The sequence below is a fragment of the Halovenus aranensis genome, assembly GCF_900100385.1.
GTDB lineage: Archaea > Halobacteriota > Halobacteria > Halobacteriales > Haloarculaceae > Halovenus > Halovenus aranensis.
In genome coordinates this window covers 13,436-28,778 of record NZ_FNFC01000001.1, presented here as the reverse complement: position 1 = coordinate 28,778, position 15,343 = coordinate 13,436, and the positions used below count along the sequence as shown (strand labels likewise).

Sequence of the window (15,343 nt, the reverse complement as noted above, 5' to 3'; positions counted from 1 at the left end):
TAGTACGCCCGGTACATCGGCCGAGATATGCGACTCCTCGTCGGCGTCAACGGAAGCGAACGCGCGCTTGGCGGCCTCGAAGAGGTTGTCGACCGCGCACGACAGGCTGGTGACGAGCTGACCGTCGCCGTCTACAGCAGCGACGACGCGGTGGCGGCGACCGAGGAGGCCGTCCGCGACCGTCTCGAAACGCTCGATGTCGACGCGACCGTCGAGACGGTGACCGGCCAGCCGGGCAGCCGACTCGTCGAACTCGCCGAAACCGACGACTACGACCGTATCGTCCTCTCGGGTGGGCAGACCAGCCCGCTGGGCAAGATACAGTTCGACAGCGTCATCGAGTTCGTTCTACTGAACGCGCACACGACGGTGACACTGATACGATGACAGTACGCTTTCCCGAAGACACGGTCGACGGCTTTCCCACACCCCCGCGGACGGTCACCGACGCCGACGGGCGAGAAATCCGGCTGTGTGAGGTGACCTACGACGACAGCGACGCGTTGACGGCGATGTACCTCGATTTCGACCCGGAGGACCGCGCACAGGGTATCCCGCCCGGCGACGAAGACAGCATCCGTGAGTGGCTGGAAGTCGTGATGACCGGCGAGGCGCTCAATACGGTCGCCTATCACGACGAGTCGCCGGTCGGTCACGTGATGCTCGTTCCCGACGGCGACGGCAGCTACGAACTCGCTATCTTCGTCCTCCAGGCCTACCAGGGTGCGGGCATCGGGACCGCACTCGTCAGGACGGCCCTGGGACTGGGACAACGCGAGGGTATCCAGCGCATCTGGCTGACCGTCGAGCGCTGGAACCGTCCCGCAATCGGCCTCTACGAGAAAATCGGCTTCGAGCGGACCGGTGACGACAGCTTCGAGCTAGAGATGTCGCTCAGGCTCGAACCCGTGGAGTAACGCCACATCAGACACGACCGGCCTGCTTGTGAGGACTCAGACGGAGAGAACGGGCTGGCTGGCGTACTCGAGGACGTAGAGAGCGGCCTTGCCGAGCACTTCGTCGGGGTCGCCACTCGGCGTCTCGCGCGGGACGACCAAGAAGTCGACGCCTCGTTCTTCGGCCACGTCGAGAATGATTGTCCCGGGCGTCTGGCCGAGTTTCGTGGTAGAGAAGCCAGCGGCACTCGAGGCGGTAAATCCGACATCATCGGGGAGATGCTCGTGGACGGTCTCGGTCAGCGCCCGCTGTTCGTGTGCAATCGTCTCCGGGGAGATGGTCCCCGTCTCGATGTCGCGCATGACCCGGTTGTCGACGAAATGCAAGAGGTGCAGGTCCGCCCCGTACCGTTCGACGATTGCGGCAGCCGTCTCTGCTGCTGCCTGCGATTCGTCGCTGCCGTCGACCGCCACGAGGACGAGTTCGATATCGAGCGCCATCGCCGAAAACTCGGCCCCGCTGTGCAAAAAAGCCGCCGGTCCGTCCGAACGCGTTGCTCGACGCTATGTTACGACTGGACGACGAACGCGAACACCTCGTCGCTGGTCGTTGCAGTCTCGGTGATTTCAGCCTGAACGACGTCGTTCGAGGCCTTTGCGTACCCCTTGACGATTCCCTGGGTAAATCCCTGCGGATAGCGCCACCCGCCGTACGCCGCGATGCGTGAGTTTCCCGTGTCCGTGTACTCGTGGCTCCACTGTCCGACCGCGTCCGGCGTGAAGTTACGGTACGCCGCCGAATGCACGTCCTGTGCGAGTTCCATCGTCTCGGCTATCGAGGACATGTCGGCTATCTCCTCTGCTGTGGCAATCATCTCCGCGCCGGCGTCCATCGCGGTCATGCTCCCGATGTCTTCTTCGACGTCTGTGACCGCGCTGGCAAACTGTTCATACGAGTACCACGCGCCCGGGTCGACACTGTCGATTCCGTTGTACCGGAGGTACTGCTCGATTTTCTGTTCGAAGACTGGTGAAACAGCCCCCGCACTGGCCGCGAGTGCCTCGACAAATTTGCCGCTTACTTTCGGCTGAGACATGGCTCTACAGAGTGAGGAACTGGGCATAACCCTGGTGCAGGCATATTCATGTCGCCACATCTTATGTTATCAGAGGCCGGACGGATTCCGGTATCTAGCGCCCACGCGGACCGCCAATCACGCGCTTTTTTACCGTTCCGGGGTAACCACGCGGTATGTTCGACACCGTAGTCATCGCCACGGACGGCTCCGACAGCGCCAAGCGGGGGATTCGGACCGCACTCGACGTGGCCAGTACGTTCGACGCGACCGTTCACGCGGTGTACGTCGTCGATGCCGCCGAGATCGCCTCCTCGCCGGAGGAGGTCCGCGACCAGCTCAAAGACGCCATCGAATCCACAGGGACAGACGCGCTCGATACCGTCCGCGAGGAAGCCGAGACCCACGGCGAACCAGAGGTGGTGACTGCGTTCAGAGAGGGGTCCCCGAAGACCGAGATCATCGAGTACGCAAAAGAAGTCGAGGCCGACGTTATCGCTATGGGAACCCGCGGCCGACACGGCGAACACTCGTTTCTGCTCGGGAGTGTCGCCGAGTCGGTCGTCCGGCAGGCACCGATGCCCGTGCTGACGGTCCGCCAGCTCGAAAACTGAAAGCGCGGGGTTCTTTGCGCTGGGGGGCGACACGGAGGTATGCAAGACTGGCTTATCGACGACGACCGACTCTCTCGTGGCCGGAAATCCGTGCTTCCCGGTGAGGGATTTTTCTACCCGGACTCACTGGAGTCCCAGAAGGCCGAACGCGAAGCAAGAGAGACACTCGAAGACGCCGAGGTTGTCGTAATCGCCGACCCCGACGCGGACGGACTCGCCTGTACGGCACTCGTCCGCGTCGCCCACGGCGAAGGGGAACTGCTTCCGGCGGGGCCACACGAAATCGAGGAGGCGCTCGCGTGGGTCGCCGAGTACGCCGACCCGACGGCGACGCTGTATATCTGTGACCTCTGTCCCGACAGCGAGAGCGACATCAAGGACCTCTCGGCGGCCGTCTCTCAGGTCGAGAGTGTGTCGTGGTACGACCACCATCAGTGGGATGACGACCTCGCCACGCAGGTCGAGGCCGCAGGTGTCGGCCTCACGGTCGGAGCCTCTGAAGAGGTCTGTACCGCAGACGTGGCGCTTGCAGAGCTAGACCACGAGTTCGACGAGCAGTTCAGGGAGCTAGCGGCGGTGACCCGCGACCACGACCTCTGGATACGCGAAGACGAGCGTTCAGACGACATCGCGGACTACGCCTACTGGGCAGACCCAGAAGAGTACATCGAGACCGTCCTCGACCACGGAGTCGACCTCCCAGACGAGGTCGAGGCGTTTCTCGCCGACCAGCGCGTCGAGAAAGAAGCGCTTATCGAGAAGGCAATCGAGCGCGCCGAGTTGCGCGAGGTCGGCCCGTGGACGGTCGGTGTCACCTACGGCCGCTGCTCACAGAACGAGGTCGCTGAGGCGCTGCGCGAACAGGGGGCTGACGCCGCGGTCATCGTCAAGCCGGCCGGGTCGGCCTCGATTCGCGGCACCGAGGGCTTCGAGCGCTGTCACGAGGTCGCCGCACAGGTCAACGGCGGCGGTCACCCCAAAGCCGCGGGCTGTAAGCCCGACATCTACGACGACATGCTCGATTACGCCCACCACTGGACGACACAGGGCGCTGTCGCGAAACAGGCTATCGTCGACGCCTTCCGGCGACTCGATGCCGACGACGAGTAGCGGTTGAGGGCGCAATCAAAAAGTTCTCAAAGGCCAGCCGTCGACTCACTGGCATGGCACAATACGGGACGACAGATTACGCCAGGCTAGCAAAGGCCGGGTTCCTAGTCGGCGCTGCGCTGTTTCTCACCGGCGCGCTGGGCGGAATTATCGCGCCTGGGCTACAGACACAGGTCCCCGGCTGGGAGAAATCACTCTTTCTCTACTCCGAGGTCATCGGCACGGTCGTCGGCTTCTTTTCGCCGCTCGTGTTCGGTGTCGTCATGCCGCTGCTGGACTAGGGTGAGAGAACGCTTCGACGAGAGGAGAATCAGGCGCTTCGAGCGCACGCGATGAGGGTCTCAGTGCGCCCCGAACGCCGAGCGCAGCAGCCGATTCAGCGGTCGTCGGCGACCCACTTGTCAGAGTAGCGTTCACCGCACTCACAGGCGGCGTAGGCGTGAATCACGTCACCCTCCGCGTAGAGTCCGCCGACGTCGTCGTTTTGGGCTTCGGCAAACGAGAAGATGAACTTGGCTGTGTGACTGTCGTCTGCTGGACACGTGCCGTCAGTACAGTCTGCCGTTACGCTGCCGTCTGTGTCCATCGCCTCCTGTGCGAGTGCCATCGGGTCGATGCCGGTCGCGCTCTGGAAGACGCCCCGGGCCTGTTCACCGTCCATCACCAGCACGATGCCGTCCTCGGTGCGCTCGCCGTGTTCTGTCAACGCATCGATATTCGAGACGGCGTCGGCGTCGATGTAGATGTGTACGTCTTCGGGGCGCTGGCCGGCGATAAACTCCGCTCGCTGTGTGTTCATACCCAAAAATCGACCGCCCGAACGAATAAGATTGCTGGAACCGGCCGCTACTCCTCGCCCATCACACCGAAGACCGCGTCGGCGTCAGCGGGCACGTCGAAGTCGTGGAAGTGTTCGCCCTCCTCTTTCGAGAGGATATTCAGCGCCGCCGCAGCACCGTCGCCCGCGGAGATGACTGCCTGCCACTCCTGTTCACGGACCATCGCACCTGTCGCGTACGCGTCCTCGACGCTGGTTTCCATTTCGACGCCGACATCGACGACATCGCCGGCGAACTCACAGCCCAGCTCCTCGGCGAGGCTGCGGTCTGCGCCCGTCGCCAAGACAAGGTACGTGGCGTCGTGGTCGTCCTCGGCTGTCGAGACGGTGAAGCCGTCCTCGGCAGCCACGGCCGTCACTTCGACGTCCTGGTTGCGGTCGACACCGAAGCTGTCGGCCTGTGTCCTGAGTGTCTCCAGATACGCCGAGCCGTCCACCGAACCGATGCCGGGATAGTTGAACAGATGTGCCTTGTGCATCCACGTCTCGTCCGTGTCGAAGACAGTCGCCTCGAGACCGTTTTTCTGGACGAACAGCGCTGTGCTCAGGCCGGCGGGACCACCGCCGACGATTGCTACGTTTGACATACGATACCACATGTTCGACGCCTATGTGCAAGAAAGTTACCGGTCGGCGCGATTTAACCGACAGCCAGGAACGTGTTGATGAGCCAGCGGGTGAAGATAGCGACCAGCGAGGAAATCCACGAGAGAAGAACGAAGTGCATGTACGTGTTCACCTTGTGGCCGCCGTCGACAGTCCGCACCATCAGCGCCGACAGCATCGCGGAGAACATGATGACGACGACCAAGAGGAACTCGATGAGTGGAATGTTGTACACGTCGGGCCGGATAATCTGTCCCACATCGACGCCGGCACTAGTATTGAGGTCGAGTCCGAGGTTAGAGAGAACGTTCACCACCTCGAGACCGATAAAAAAGGCGAACGTAGAGGCGGCAGTCATTCCGTAGAGGAGTCCGATGAGCGTCGTCGTCGCCTGCTTGCGCTGTTCACGCAACTGGAGTACCCGGTTCATGTTCTCCGAAATGAGTTCACCGAGCAGTTGCGGATTTCCACCCATCTCGCGACCCATGAGGTACATCTCGCTGAAGGTCTGAATGAGGTACGACCGGCAGTCAGCAGTGAAATACCGCCACGCCTCGACAGGCTCGATGCGCATGTTCAGCCGCTTGTAGAGGTCGTCGATATTCTCCGAGAGCGGGCCAAAGTCCTTGTTCCGGAGGGTGCTGAGTACGTCCGAACTGGTCGACTGTTTGACGGCCTCAGTCGTTCCCAGCGCCCGGATGAAGCTGGGAAACTCCTGGTCGCGGGCCTTGACTCGTTTTTCGGCCTTGTTGAGGACGAGGCCGGGAATGAGCAGCGGCGTAACCGGAATGACCGCATAGAAGGGGAGTGGGAGTGTGCTGATGCCCGGGATAAGCGTCGGCAGACCGATTGGACTGAGACCGGTGATGCCGGTCACCGAGAGAACGAGCAGGATACCGGTCAGGCCGACACCGACGTAGAAACTCCGTGTAATCGTCGACTCGACGGCCGACGGTTTCTCGTCGGGATGGTACCACAGCGGGTCGTACGGTGACAGCGAACGCATCGCGAGGAAGAAGCCGGTCTGGACGAAGATGTACAGGAGGATAACCGCACTGACCGTCAGCGTCGGCTCCGTCCCGGTCAACACCGGCAAGACGACCGCGAACACGAGCGCGAACGTCATCGACAGCACCATCGAGAGGTAGAGGTCTTTCATCACCTCGATGTTCTCGAGTGAGGACTCGTAGACAGTGGCGTAGTTCTCCAGAATCTGCTCCTGTTCGGTGAGCAGGTACTCTCGGAGCGACTGTCCGGCACCCATCGTGTAGGCGAGTCGCTCGAAGAAATCCGCGAGCGTCTCGCTTGGCACCTCGTTCGACCGCCGGCGCAATGCGTCGTCGAGGCTCTGGTTCCACGTGTCGACGAGTTCGACGATGCGCCGCAGTTCGTTCGACAACTCACCGTACTCGTCGTCATCGGCCAGCGTCCGGAACACCTCCATCCGGTCGATTTTCGTCGTCGACAGAATCGTCATGTGGGTGACCATCAGATGAAAGCGGTTATCCAGTTGGCGCTGGCGCTGGCTCAGCAAAATCTTCGGGTAGAACACCGCCGAAAACAGCGCCAGCGACCCCAGTAGCGGAATCGGAACCCGGACCATCATCGGAAACGACAAAACGAGTGACAACACCACCGTCACGACGAAAAAGCCAATCGAGGGAATCAGGATAAACGAGACGTACTGGCCCATCGGCATCTGCATCTGCCGGTAGGACTGCAGTAACGACTGAAGATTTTCCGAGAGTGTCAGATTGAGCGTGGCACTCGAGTTGTCGGTAGACATCAGTCTCGCCGAACGATGTCGAAGGGCAGTCCTTCGACCCCGTCGCGCTGGAAGTCGGTAATAAGTTCGTTCACCTCGTGATACCCAGTGATACCTTCCTGAATTGCGCGCTCGATGATACGGGCACGGAAGTCCAGGTCGTCGTAGATGTCTCGCGTGTCTTCGTACCCCAGCAGGGTCGCAATCTGCTCTTCGAGCACGTAGGAGTTGTTCCGCCCCTGGAAGTTGATTTCGTCCTCGACGGGGTCCCAGAAGAAGCTCTGACGGGTGACGACACCGTCCATCTCTTTGGAGTATCCCTCGATTTCCTGGACGCTGGTGACCCGACGGAGCACGTCGTCACCCTGCTTGACACGGTTCTGGAACAGCGCCACGTCGGCCACGTCCATGAACGTCTCGGGGACGTTGATGGGTTCGCCGGTAAAGCGCTGAATCATCGAGACGATGTCGCTGGCGTGGAAGGTCAACATGACCGGGTGGCCGGTCTGGGCCGCCTGGAATGCCATCCGACCCTCCTCACCACGAACCTCACCCACGATGATGTAGTCCGGGCGAGACCGCAGTGCGGCAGCCACCAGGTCGAACATGTCGATCGAGGTGTCCTCGTCGTCGCCTTCACGGGTCAATAGCTGTTGCCAGGTGTTGTGTGGCGGCAGGACCTCGGCGGTGTCCTCCGCGGTGTAAATTTTCGAGTCTCGCGGGATGAACGACATAATCGAGTTCAGCGTCGTCGTCTTCCCTGACGCCGTCTCGCCGACGACGAACACCGTCTGCTCGTTCTCCAGACAGAGCCAGAGATACGCCGACAGTTCCGGGCTGAGCGTGTTCCAGGCGGTAATCTGGAAGATAGACAGCGGAACTTCGTCGCCCTGACGGATGGTGAGCGAGGGGCCTTTGAGGCTCACGTCGTCGGAGTAGATGAGGTTCAGACGCGAACCGTCGGGCAGCGTCGAGTCGACCACAGGGTCGGAGTCGCTGACTGGGTCGCCCATCCGCTCGCCCATGTTCTTGAGCCACTGGTCGAAATGCTCGGGACTGTCCCACTCGACGGTCGTCTCGAGCATGCTGTAGACCGAATGGTCGACGTGACACTCGGTGTGTCCGATGACGTGAATGTCCTCGTTAGCGGGGTCACGCATCACCGGTTCCAGCGGCCCGAGGCCGACGATGTCACGATTGAGGCGATAGCGAATGTTCTCGTAGGTCTGCTCGGTCACCTCGACTTTGCCGACGTCGGTGAGATTCGTCAGCCGCGAGAGGACGCCACCGCCCTCGCTGGAACTCGTAATCGAGGTCGTCTCCTGGAGCAGTTCCTCGATGCGGTCGTCGTACTCGGCCTCGTCTTGGGGTGCCGGTTTGGTGACGCTGCGTTCGAGCAGGCGGTCACGCACTTGGTTGAACAGGCCACGTTCGTCTTCGGCCAAGTCTGGCTCGATGGCGTAGTATTTGGTGTCCTGACCGAGGTCGCCGTAGACGTGGGCGTAAATCGGCCCGCCGACGGGGTAGATGACGTTCGGACGGTCGCTCTCGTACTCGTCGTCGGCCTCCTCGATGAACATGGGGAACTCGCCGGTAATCTGCTTGAACTTCTGGAGGTGTTCCCGGAGGTGTGGCCTGCGGGCCGCGTGTTGTCTGAGTTCGTCCGAGGGGTTGGGTCTGCCGTGGTCTGTCATGGTTATGCAACACTCCTGCTTTCGATGACGATGCCCGTCCCGGAGCGCACCGAGTATCCGATGGTGTCTCCGACCTGTTCGCCCATGCCGGCAAAGCGTAACACGCTAATCTGCCGGCGAACGTCGTTCCCGACCTCGACCATCTCGAGTTCGAGGAACACGTCGGCGATAGACCGGAACGGGCCGAGTGCCTCTTCGTCGAGCGTGGTCGGGTCGACGGTGAGGACGATTACCTTTCCGTCCGCGATGACATCTCGGAAAAACGAGATAATCTCCAGTGCTGCCTGCCGCTCCTCGTTTTGCCGGACCAGCGCCTCGAAGGTAGGGTCGTTGCGCAGGATGGCATCGAAGGTATCGATGATGACGACATCCGAGTCCCACATCACCTCTGCTTCCATCAGCCGTTTGAGCAGGTCCATCCGGTCGTCCTCGTCGTCAGAGCCGGTGTCGGTGAAGGAGTTTTTCGATTCACCGATATCCGCGTGCAAGAACAGAATCTGCTCGTCGAGCAGGTGATTCACCATACCGTAGTTCAGTGAATGCATCTGCTCGAGGAAGCTCCCCACCGTCAGCTCTGTCGACAGGAGCGTCACGGAGTGGTCCTCTTCACAGAGGCCGTATGAGAATCGCTGGCTCATCGCGGACTTGCCGGCCCCGTAGTCGCCCTCAATGAGGACGATACTACCGGGCGGGAAGCCGCCGCCGAGTTCTTTGTTTAGTCGGTCCCGTTCGTCCAGACCAATCGAGTACAGGTCGTTTCGTGCGATACTCATGCGTTGTCCTCCACTCTGAACTCGAAGGTCTCCTCGTCACCGTTGGCGATGACGAGCACCCGATGGTCACCGGGGTCGAGATAGCCGTCGATGGTAATTTCGATAACATCGTTCGTGTCCCAGGCGTCGGGGTTTCCGTTGGATGCAACCGTGATATTGAGGTTGTTGCCAGTCTTGAACCGACCGTCGACCAGCACATCAATCTGACTCCCGACGGGATTGAGCTGTTTTGACCCGGTGTTTTTGACGTATATCGTCGTCGTGTTGGTCGTACTGTCGAAGACGTTGTCGCTCCCGCTGTCACTGATGATTTCGATACTGGTCCTGACGTTGTCACTGACCTGCACGCCCCGGTCGCTGATTGCCTCCGAGAGATTGTCGACACTCGTCGTGAACACGCCAGCGACGCCCGCAGCGATAATCATGCTGGCGATAAACAGAATAAGATGGGAGACAGAGACACTTGCCATTAGTTCCTCACCTCATATAGTATCCAGTCGCTTGTATGGTTGTCGGCAATGCAATGGTGATGTTGCATCAGAAACCACCCTCCGTGAAGGTGAACGTCCGTTCGACGCCTTCGGGGTCGAGGAACGTTATCGTCACAGTCACACTGGTCAACGGCATCGGGACGGGGTCCCCGTTGCTGTCACGGAACTCTCCGAGTCGGTAGCGGGCGGTCCCGTCTGGACTCAAGACGACTCCGCTGTGGTCGATTGTTTCGCCGATAGCGAACTCTCCGTCTGCGGTCGTAACCGCAGTGCCGTGGTCGGGCGCGAGCGTAATGTTCAGTTCCGACAGCGACGGGTCGTTCGAGTAGTTAATCCTCGCCGGGTCCTCACCGTCGACGCCGTCAACGCTGACATCTGTGAGCGTCACGTTGTCGTCGTAACTCGTCTCGATGTCGAAGGCAATCGTCGAGTCGGTCCCGTTGTCAGTCCGGTCGAGCGTCTGTGGATTGTCCTCAACGAACCCCATCACGTCGACCGCAGCGGTCGCAGCGACGCCGCTTCCGGTCACGACTTTTACTCGTCCGGGCTCGGCAGTCGCATTCTCCAGACGAAGCTGTGTGCCGACCGTCCAGAGGTCGGTATCCTGACTGTCGACGGTCGCGATCTGGAACCGCGACACCGCCCGGAATACCCCGTCGACCAGCACTGTGGTGTCACTCACCGCGAGGTCCTGTGAGCCCGTGTTGTTCGCACGTATCGTGAGGTTGCCGTCGGTCTCGTGGTAGGTAGCCTCGAGTGAGAGAGCAGTTTCTGCGATTGTGTCCTGTGTCGAGAGATGCGACTCGTAGGCCTCAGAGAACGCCTCGGTCGTGTTCCCGGTCGCGGTGTACACGGCACCGAGCGCAATGAACGACCCGAAAAAGATGAGCAGGAGACTCCCGCTCGTGCTAACACCCATCGTTACCCCCCATCATGTTGTCACCTCGGCTGACGCCGATATACCCGATGGTGCCGTCAGCGAGACGCTCGCGGGCTGGCTCGTCGTATTCAGGGTTATCGTCACTGTCTCGCCCGGCAGCCAGAGGTCGGTCTCACCGTTGCCGTCGACGCTCGCGTTGGCTTCCCAGTTGGTCTGGAAGCTGTTGTCGATGAGTAGACTCGTCGCGTTCAGCGACAGCGTCGTCGCGCCGGTGTTGTTCGCAGTTACCGTCAGCTCGTCCGCGCCGGTATCGTAGACCGCCGACGACAACTCGAGAGCCGTGTTCTTCGTCTCGAGTGCGCGGTCGGTACGGTCGTCTTGGGCGTCGGTCACTTGCTGGAAAGAGTTGTCTGTCGCGGTATACAGTGCTCCGAACGCTATGAACAGGCTCAGAAAGATGAGCGCTGCCGCCCCGCTAACGCTGAAGCCCATTCACACCACCCCCGTGCTGGAGCCCGTGCGTCGCGGCCGCGCCGTTGCCGTTTAGCTGGCCGATGTAGTCCAGACTCTGCGTGTGGTGGTCGATTGTCAGTGACCCGTCGCCGGCGCCCTGGAACCCGGCGAGATAGGACTGTAGCTCTTCGGCAACGGCTTCGTCTATCCAGTCGATACTCTCGTAGTAATCGATTGCCTGCGCGGTCCCCCGGACGCCTGCTTCTTCGACGAGGAATTCGAGCCACTCGACAACGATGAGTTCGGCCGCGAACCCGCCCGGGAGCGTCGATAGGTACGGCTTTCCGTCGCTCGCGTCGCCGGATGTGGACTCCTCGGTGGACTCCTCGGTGGTCTCGGTGGCCGTGGTAGTCGTCTCCGTCGTCGCGGGCTCTGTAGTCGTCGTTTCGGGTTCTTCGGTCGTGACGGTGTCGTCGGGTTCTGGCTCCTCAACTTCAGGTTCGGTCGTCGTCTCCTCGACTGGCTCGTCTTCGACTGCCGTGTGTGCCTGTGCCTCGTCTTCGAGACCCTCCTCGATGGGAGACTCTTCGGTCTCTGGTTCTTCGACGGCAGACTCGGTTGCTGGTGTCGCATCGGTCTCCTCTTCCTCGATTACCTCGTCGAACAGGTCGTCTTCAGCGAACTCGTCGTCGGAGTCGTCTTCCTCGTCGAACATCTCGTCGGCCATCTCCTCGTCCGCAGACTCGCCTTCCTCGCCTGCCCAGTCTGCTTCCCCGGACTCGTACTCTGCTTTCAGGTCTTCGAACGACGAGCCACCGCCGTCGTCGTCCTCACTAGCAGACTCGTCGGCGAACTCCTCGGCTCCGCCGCCCGTGTCGTCTGTCTCGAAATCCTCCTCGCCGAAGTCCTCGTCGAAACTGTCCTGGAAGGCGTCACCGCCCTCTGGCTCGGGCTCTGGACTCCCGCCGCCGAGCATATCGCCAGCGTCGGCGTCCATCGACATCTCCTCGTCTTCCTCCTCGATGAGGTCATCGTCGAAAAAGCCCTCGGCCTCGGCTTCGGCGATTCCCTCGTCGACAGCTTCGTCTTCTTCCTCTTCGTCGGCGAACAGGCCGAACGACCCCTCACCCATGCCGCCGCCCATCCCTGCGTCGATGTCGTCGGCAAAGGGGTTGACGCCACGGGTCACCATCTCGTAGATGTCGAGCAGCTTCCGAACGTTCTCCTCGACTTCGTCGACACTCTCGGAAATCTGTTCGTTCTCGTTGCGGACCGTGTTCACGGTCGAAGAGAGGTTTCCGACCTCGTTTTCGAGCTCGTCGAGTCGGTGTTCGAGTTCGTCGACGTTGCCGCCAGCACCGCCAGCACCGCCACCACCGCCGCCCATGTCGTCGAACTCGTCGTCGCCGAGTCCACCGAGGTCGTCGTCTTCGAGCCCACCAAGCCCGCCAAGGTCGTCGTCGCCGCCATCGTCGCCATCGTCGAGCCCGCCGAGGTCGCCACCGTCACCACCGCCGCCTAAGTCGCCGCCACTACCACCAGCTAAGTCACCACCACCGCCACCGCCGCCACCGCCACTCATGCCGAGGTCGTCGCCGTCCTCCTCTTCGGACATGATTGACTCGAACATGTTGCGGATGCTCATCCCGACCATCCCCCCGGAGAACAGGACGAGCATCACCGCCACGGCCCCGGCTTCCGGCACAGCGGCCTGTAGCGGTAACGCAAACACGAAACTACTCATTGTACGTACGGTCCGCGCTCATACCCTTGAATGTATTGTTTTAAGTATCATATCTGATAGTTAGTGAAGTATTCAGATATTTCAGAGTTGAATTTACGCCAATAGAGTGTACATAGAGTCAGACGTTAATTTCTTCGGAGAAACAAGTGAGAACAGCCCCGTTTCTATCAACATGTGAAATCGAGTCTGCCGGTCGTCTGACGGGGACGCGTCACACAGCTTAAAGCGTTCGGTCCTGTCGGTTGGCGCTTTTGACCACGAGGTCGCCGGTAGTGGCCTGCAGCCGAACCGAGCGCCCGTGGTCGCCGCCGACATCCTCGCCAGCGAGTGAGATGTTGTGGTCAGAGAGTGTCTCTTTGACCTGCTCGACGTTTCGGTCGCCGATTCCAGACCCGCCCTCTGAGAAGTCGAGCATGTCGCTGCCGCCTGCAATTTTTGCTTCGATGCCCCGTTTGTTCGCGCCAATCGATTCAAGTTCTTCGATGAGTAGCTCGGTTCCAGTGTCGGCAAACTTCGCGGGTTTCCCGTCGTCAACCTCGTCTGCGACCGGCAACATGACGTGGACGAGTCCGGCCGCGCCGCTGTGTTCGTCATAGAGCGCAACCCCGACACAGGAGCCGAGGCCACTCGTGGTCAACGTCGCCCCGTCTGCAGTGACTTCGTACTCCGCGATGCCGACCTTGATTCGCTCTGGCGTCGTCTCTTCCGAGTCCCCGGACTCGCTCCCGTCGTATATTTTCATATTAGAACAACCTGTCGGCGTCAGCCTCCGTCTGGTCGGCTCTGTCGACGTCGAGGTCGTCGAGCGCCTTCCGCAGTTCCTGCTCGTTCGGCAGGGCGTGGATTTTGCTCTCGAATTCCAGTTCCTCGGTTTTCATCGTCGAATCAATCATGAACGCGTGGCGCTGGTGCTGGCCCAGTTGTGCCGCAAGCGGGTCGATGATAGCTTGCCCCATGTCGTGGACGAGCCGCGGCGGCGTGTGTTCGACCGACCGCTGGAGTACGTTCGCCCAGCCGTCGACGAAGCCACTGGTCATGATGTTACCGAGTTCCTCGATTGCGGCCTTGTGTTGGTCGGTCAGTTCGTCGCTGTCCATATCGACCGGCATCAGCCCCTCGGCAACGGTAATCGCCGACTGCTCGTCGAACAAGACGAGCAAGAACCCGCTCGGCGCACCGGTAAACTCGACCGCTGTCCCGACGTGTGTCTCCTTGCCGAACCGCTTTGGCACGTCCTCGATGGGGGCAAACGAAATCTGTGACACCTCTGCTTCCGTCTCGATACCAGACATCATCTCGACGTTCTCAGCCGCCCGTCTGGTCCCCTCACGGTTCATCTGATTGAACGCCGCGAGCTTTTTGATCGGAATCGCGTCGGTCCCGCTGCTGCCGTGTTCTGCCATCAGCTCCGTCAGCGGCGTATACTCCGGCAACATGTAGATGTAGAAGCTCACGTCTTCGCCCTCCCACTGAATTTCGCTCCTGAAGACGAACACCTGGTCGTGTTCGTCGGTCTCGGGCCCCTCCGGCAGGACATCTTTCCCCTGCCGCTCGATGTAGCTCGGTGGCGTGTGTTCGATAGATGTACCGAGGTGTTCGGCCCAACCGTCGATGAATCCGCTCATCATGATGTTGCCGATTTCTTTGACACTGCTCTGTGCCATCGATTCGTCTGCCATCCCCCCTGGGACGAGTGCCTCGACGATTGCGGCACTCTGCTCGCGCTCGAAGATGAGAACAGTCTCACCAGTGAGCGCGCCGTCAAACCCGAACTGGACGCCGACGAACTCGGCGTCGTTACCCAGCTCTTCGCCGATGTCTTTCCGGTCGACGAGCGAAATTCGGGTTACCTCGACGGTCGCTTCGATGCCCGTCATCTGAGTCATCGAACGCGTTGCTTCCTGTGCCCCCTCGTGTGCCAACTGATTGAACGTGTCGAGCGACTGAACGTCGATTTTCATTGCTACGAGGGCACGACGTCCTGAATCGCTTCAATCACACTGGGTTTCTGGAACGGTTTGGTGATGTAGCCGTCAGCTCCGGCTTTGACTGCCTCTTTCATTTTCTCTTCCTGTCCGACGCTGGTACACATGATGACATTCGAATTAGGATACTCGGTTTTGATTTCGTCGGTCGCCTCGATGCCGTCTCGTATCGGCATCACGATATCCATCATTACCAGGTCCGGCTCCTCTTCTTTGAACATTTCGACGGCTTCGACGCCGTTCTCGACTTCCCCGATGATATTGTGGTCCTCCTCCAGTATCTCGCGCAGGAGGTTTCTCATGAACTCGGAGTCGTCGGCGATGAGCACTTCTGCCATGTCTCTCACCAAATGGTACTGCTATGACGTAAATAAAACCTTCCCGTTGATTATCGGCGTTGATAGCCTCCCGGCGCGCG

The 15,343-nt window shown here is 60.6% G+C and carries 19 protein-coding genes; 5 read left to right on the top strand and 14 right to left on the bottom strand.

Features of this window, described 5'->3' with window-relative positions:
* Nucleotides 1–27 precede the first annotated feature (27 nt).
* Nucleotides 28–387 carry a universal stress protein gene (locus tag BLR34_RS00170; protein ID WP_092698204.1) on the top strand — a complete coding sequence of 120 codons (360 nt, stop codon included), beginning with the start codon at nt 28–30 and terminating at the stop codon, nt 385–387.
* A complete protein-coding gene (locus BLR34_RS00165) occupies nt 384–917 on the top strand; it encodes a GNAT family N-acetyltransferase (protein ID WP_092698202.1) in 534 nt (177 codons plus the stop codon). The genes BLR34_RS00170 and BLR34_RS00165 overlap by 4 nt, the downstream gene beginning before the upstream one ends.
* A gap of 36 nt (nt 918–953) precedes the next feature.
* Here the strand turns inward: BLR34_RS00165 and BLR34_RS00160 are convergent, their stop codons facing one another.
* Together BLR34_RS00160 and BLR34_RS00155 are read right to left on the bottom strand one after the other, a co-directional pair.
* Nucleotides 954–1,397, bottom strand: coding sequence for a universal stress protein (locus BLR34_RS00160; RefSeq protein WP_092698200.1), 444 nt, complete (start codon nt 1,395–1,397; stop codon nt 954–956).
* A gap of 68 nt (nt 1,398–1,465) precedes the next feature.
* Complete coding sequence (locus BLR34_RS00155) at nt 1,466–1,993, bottom strand: hypothetical protein (RefSeq protein WP_092698198.1); 528 nt, start codon at nt 1,991–1,993, stop codon at nt 1,466–1,468.
* Between the two features lie 155 nt (nt 1,994–2,148).
* Between BLR34_RS00155 and BLR34_RS00150 the strand changes: the two genes are divergently transcribed.
* From BLR34_RS00150 to BLR34_RS00140, 3 genes are read left to right on the top strand one after another with little or no spacing between them, the layout of a single operon-like run.
* A complete protein-coding gene (locus tag BLR34_RS00150) occupies nt 2,149–2,586 on the top strand; it encodes a universal stress protein (protein ID WP_092698196.1) in 438 nt (145 codons plus the stop codon).
* Between the two features lie 39 nt (nt 2,587–2,625).
* Nucleotides 2,626–3,696, top strand: coding sequence for a DHH family phosphoesterase (locus BLR34_RS00145; protein WP_092698194.1), 1,071 nt, complete (start codon nt 2,626–2,628; stop codon nt 3,694–3,696).
* Nucleotides 3,697–3,749: 53 nt separating this feature from the next.
* Nucleotides 3,750–3,977, top strand: coding sequence for a DUF7860 family protein (locus BLR34_RS00140; protein ID WP_092698192.1), 228 nt, complete (start codon nt 3,750–3,752; stop codon nt 3,975–3,977).
* A 95-nt stretch (nt 3,978–4,072) separates the two neighbouring features.
* On the opposite strand, the gene BLR34_RS00135 is transcribed toward BLR34_RS00140, so the two are convergent.
* The 12 genes from BLR34_RS00135 to cheY all read right to left on the bottom strand — a co-directional run bounded on the left by BLR34_RS00135 (nt 4,073) and on the right by cheY (nt 15,263).
* On the bottom strand, nt 4,073–4,495 hold the full coding sequence (locus BLR34_RS00135; protein ID WP_092698190.1) for a DUF5807 family protein: 423 nt from the start codon (nt 4,493–4,495) through the stop codon (nt 4,073–4,075).
* A gap of 47 nt (nt 4,496–4,542) precedes the next feature.
* Nucleotides 4,543–5,121 carry an FAD-dependent oxidoreductase gene (locus BLR34_RS00130; protein ID WP_092698188.1) on the bottom strand — a complete coding sequence of 193 codons (579 nt, stop codon included), beginning with the start codon at nt 5,119–5,121 and terminating at the stop codon, nt 4,543–4,545.
* A gap of 53 nt (nt 5,122–5,174) precedes the next feature.
* A complete protein-coding gene (gene flaJ, locus BLR34_RS00125) occupies nt 5,175–6,926 on the bottom strand; it encodes an archaellar assembly protein FlaJ (RefSeq protein ID WP_092698186.1) in 1,752 nt (583 codons plus the stop codon).
* Nucleotides 6,926–8,599, bottom strand: coding sequence for a type II/IV secretion system ATPase subunit (locus BLR34_RS00120; protein ID WP_092698184.1), 1,674 nt, complete (start codon nt 8,597–8,599; stop codon nt 6,926–6,928). Before BLR34_RS00120 ends, flaJ begins: the two co-directional genes overlap by 1 nt.
* A 2-nt stretch (nt 8,600–8,601) precedes the next feature.
* Nucleotides 8,602–9,372 (bottom strand): archaellum protein ArlH, encoded by a 771-nt coding sequence (locus tag BLR34_RS00115; protein ID WP_092698181.1) that lies wholly within the window; start codon nt 9,370–9,372, stop codon nt 8,602–8,604.
* Nucleotides 9,369–9,842: an archaellum stator protein ArlG gene (locus tag BLR34_RS00110; protein WP_092698179.1), complete on the bottom strand. Its 474-nt coding sequence runs from the start codon at nt 9,840–9,842 to the stop codon at nt 9,369–9,371. Before BLR34_RS00110 ends, BLR34_RS00115 begins: the two co-directional genes overlap by 4 nt.
* A 67-nt stretch (nt 9,843–9,909) precedes the next feature.
* Nucleotides 9,910–10,782: an archaellum stator protein ArlF gene (locus tag BLR34_RS17215; protein WP_218120822.1), complete on the bottom strand. Its 873-nt coding sequence runs from the start codon at nt 10,780–10,782 to the stop codon at nt 9,910–9,912.
* A gap of 12 nt (nt 10,783–10,794) precedes the next feature.
* Nucleotides 10,795–11,235 (bottom strand): archaellum stator protein ArlF, encoded by a 441-nt coding sequence (locus BLR34_RS00100; protein WP_092698177.1) that lies wholly within the window; start codon nt 11,233–11,235, stop codon nt 10,795–10,797.
* Nucleotides 11,219–12,940 (bottom strand): FlaD/FlaE family flagellar protein, encoded by a 1,722-nt coding sequence (locus tag BLR34_RS00095; RefSeq protein WP_092698175.1) that lies wholly within the window; start codon nt 12,938–12,940, stop codon nt 11,219–11,221. Before BLR34_RS00095 ends, BLR34_RS00100 begins: the two co-directional genes overlap by 17 nt.
* 220 nt (nt 12,941–13,160) lie before the next feature.
* Entirely contained in the window at nt 13,161–13,682 is a 522-nt protein-coding gene (locus BLR34_RS00090; protein ID WP_092698173.1) for a chemotaxis protein CheD, read from the bottom strand.
* 1 nt (nt 13,683) lies between these two features.
* A complete protein-coding gene (locus BLR34_RS00085; RefSeq protein WP_092698171.1) occupies nt 13,684–14,901 on the bottom strand; it encodes a chemotaxis protein CheC in 1,218 nt (405 codons plus the stop codon).
* A 2-nt stretch (nt 14,902–14,903) separates the two neighbouring features.
* On the bottom strand, nt 14,904–15,263 hold the full coding sequence (gene cheY, locus BLR34_RS00080; RefSeq protein WP_092698169.1) for a chemotaxis protein CheY: 360 nt from the start codon (nt 15,261–15,263) through the stop codon (nt 14,904–14,906).
* Between the last annotated feature and the right edge of the window lie 80 nt (nt 15,264–15,343).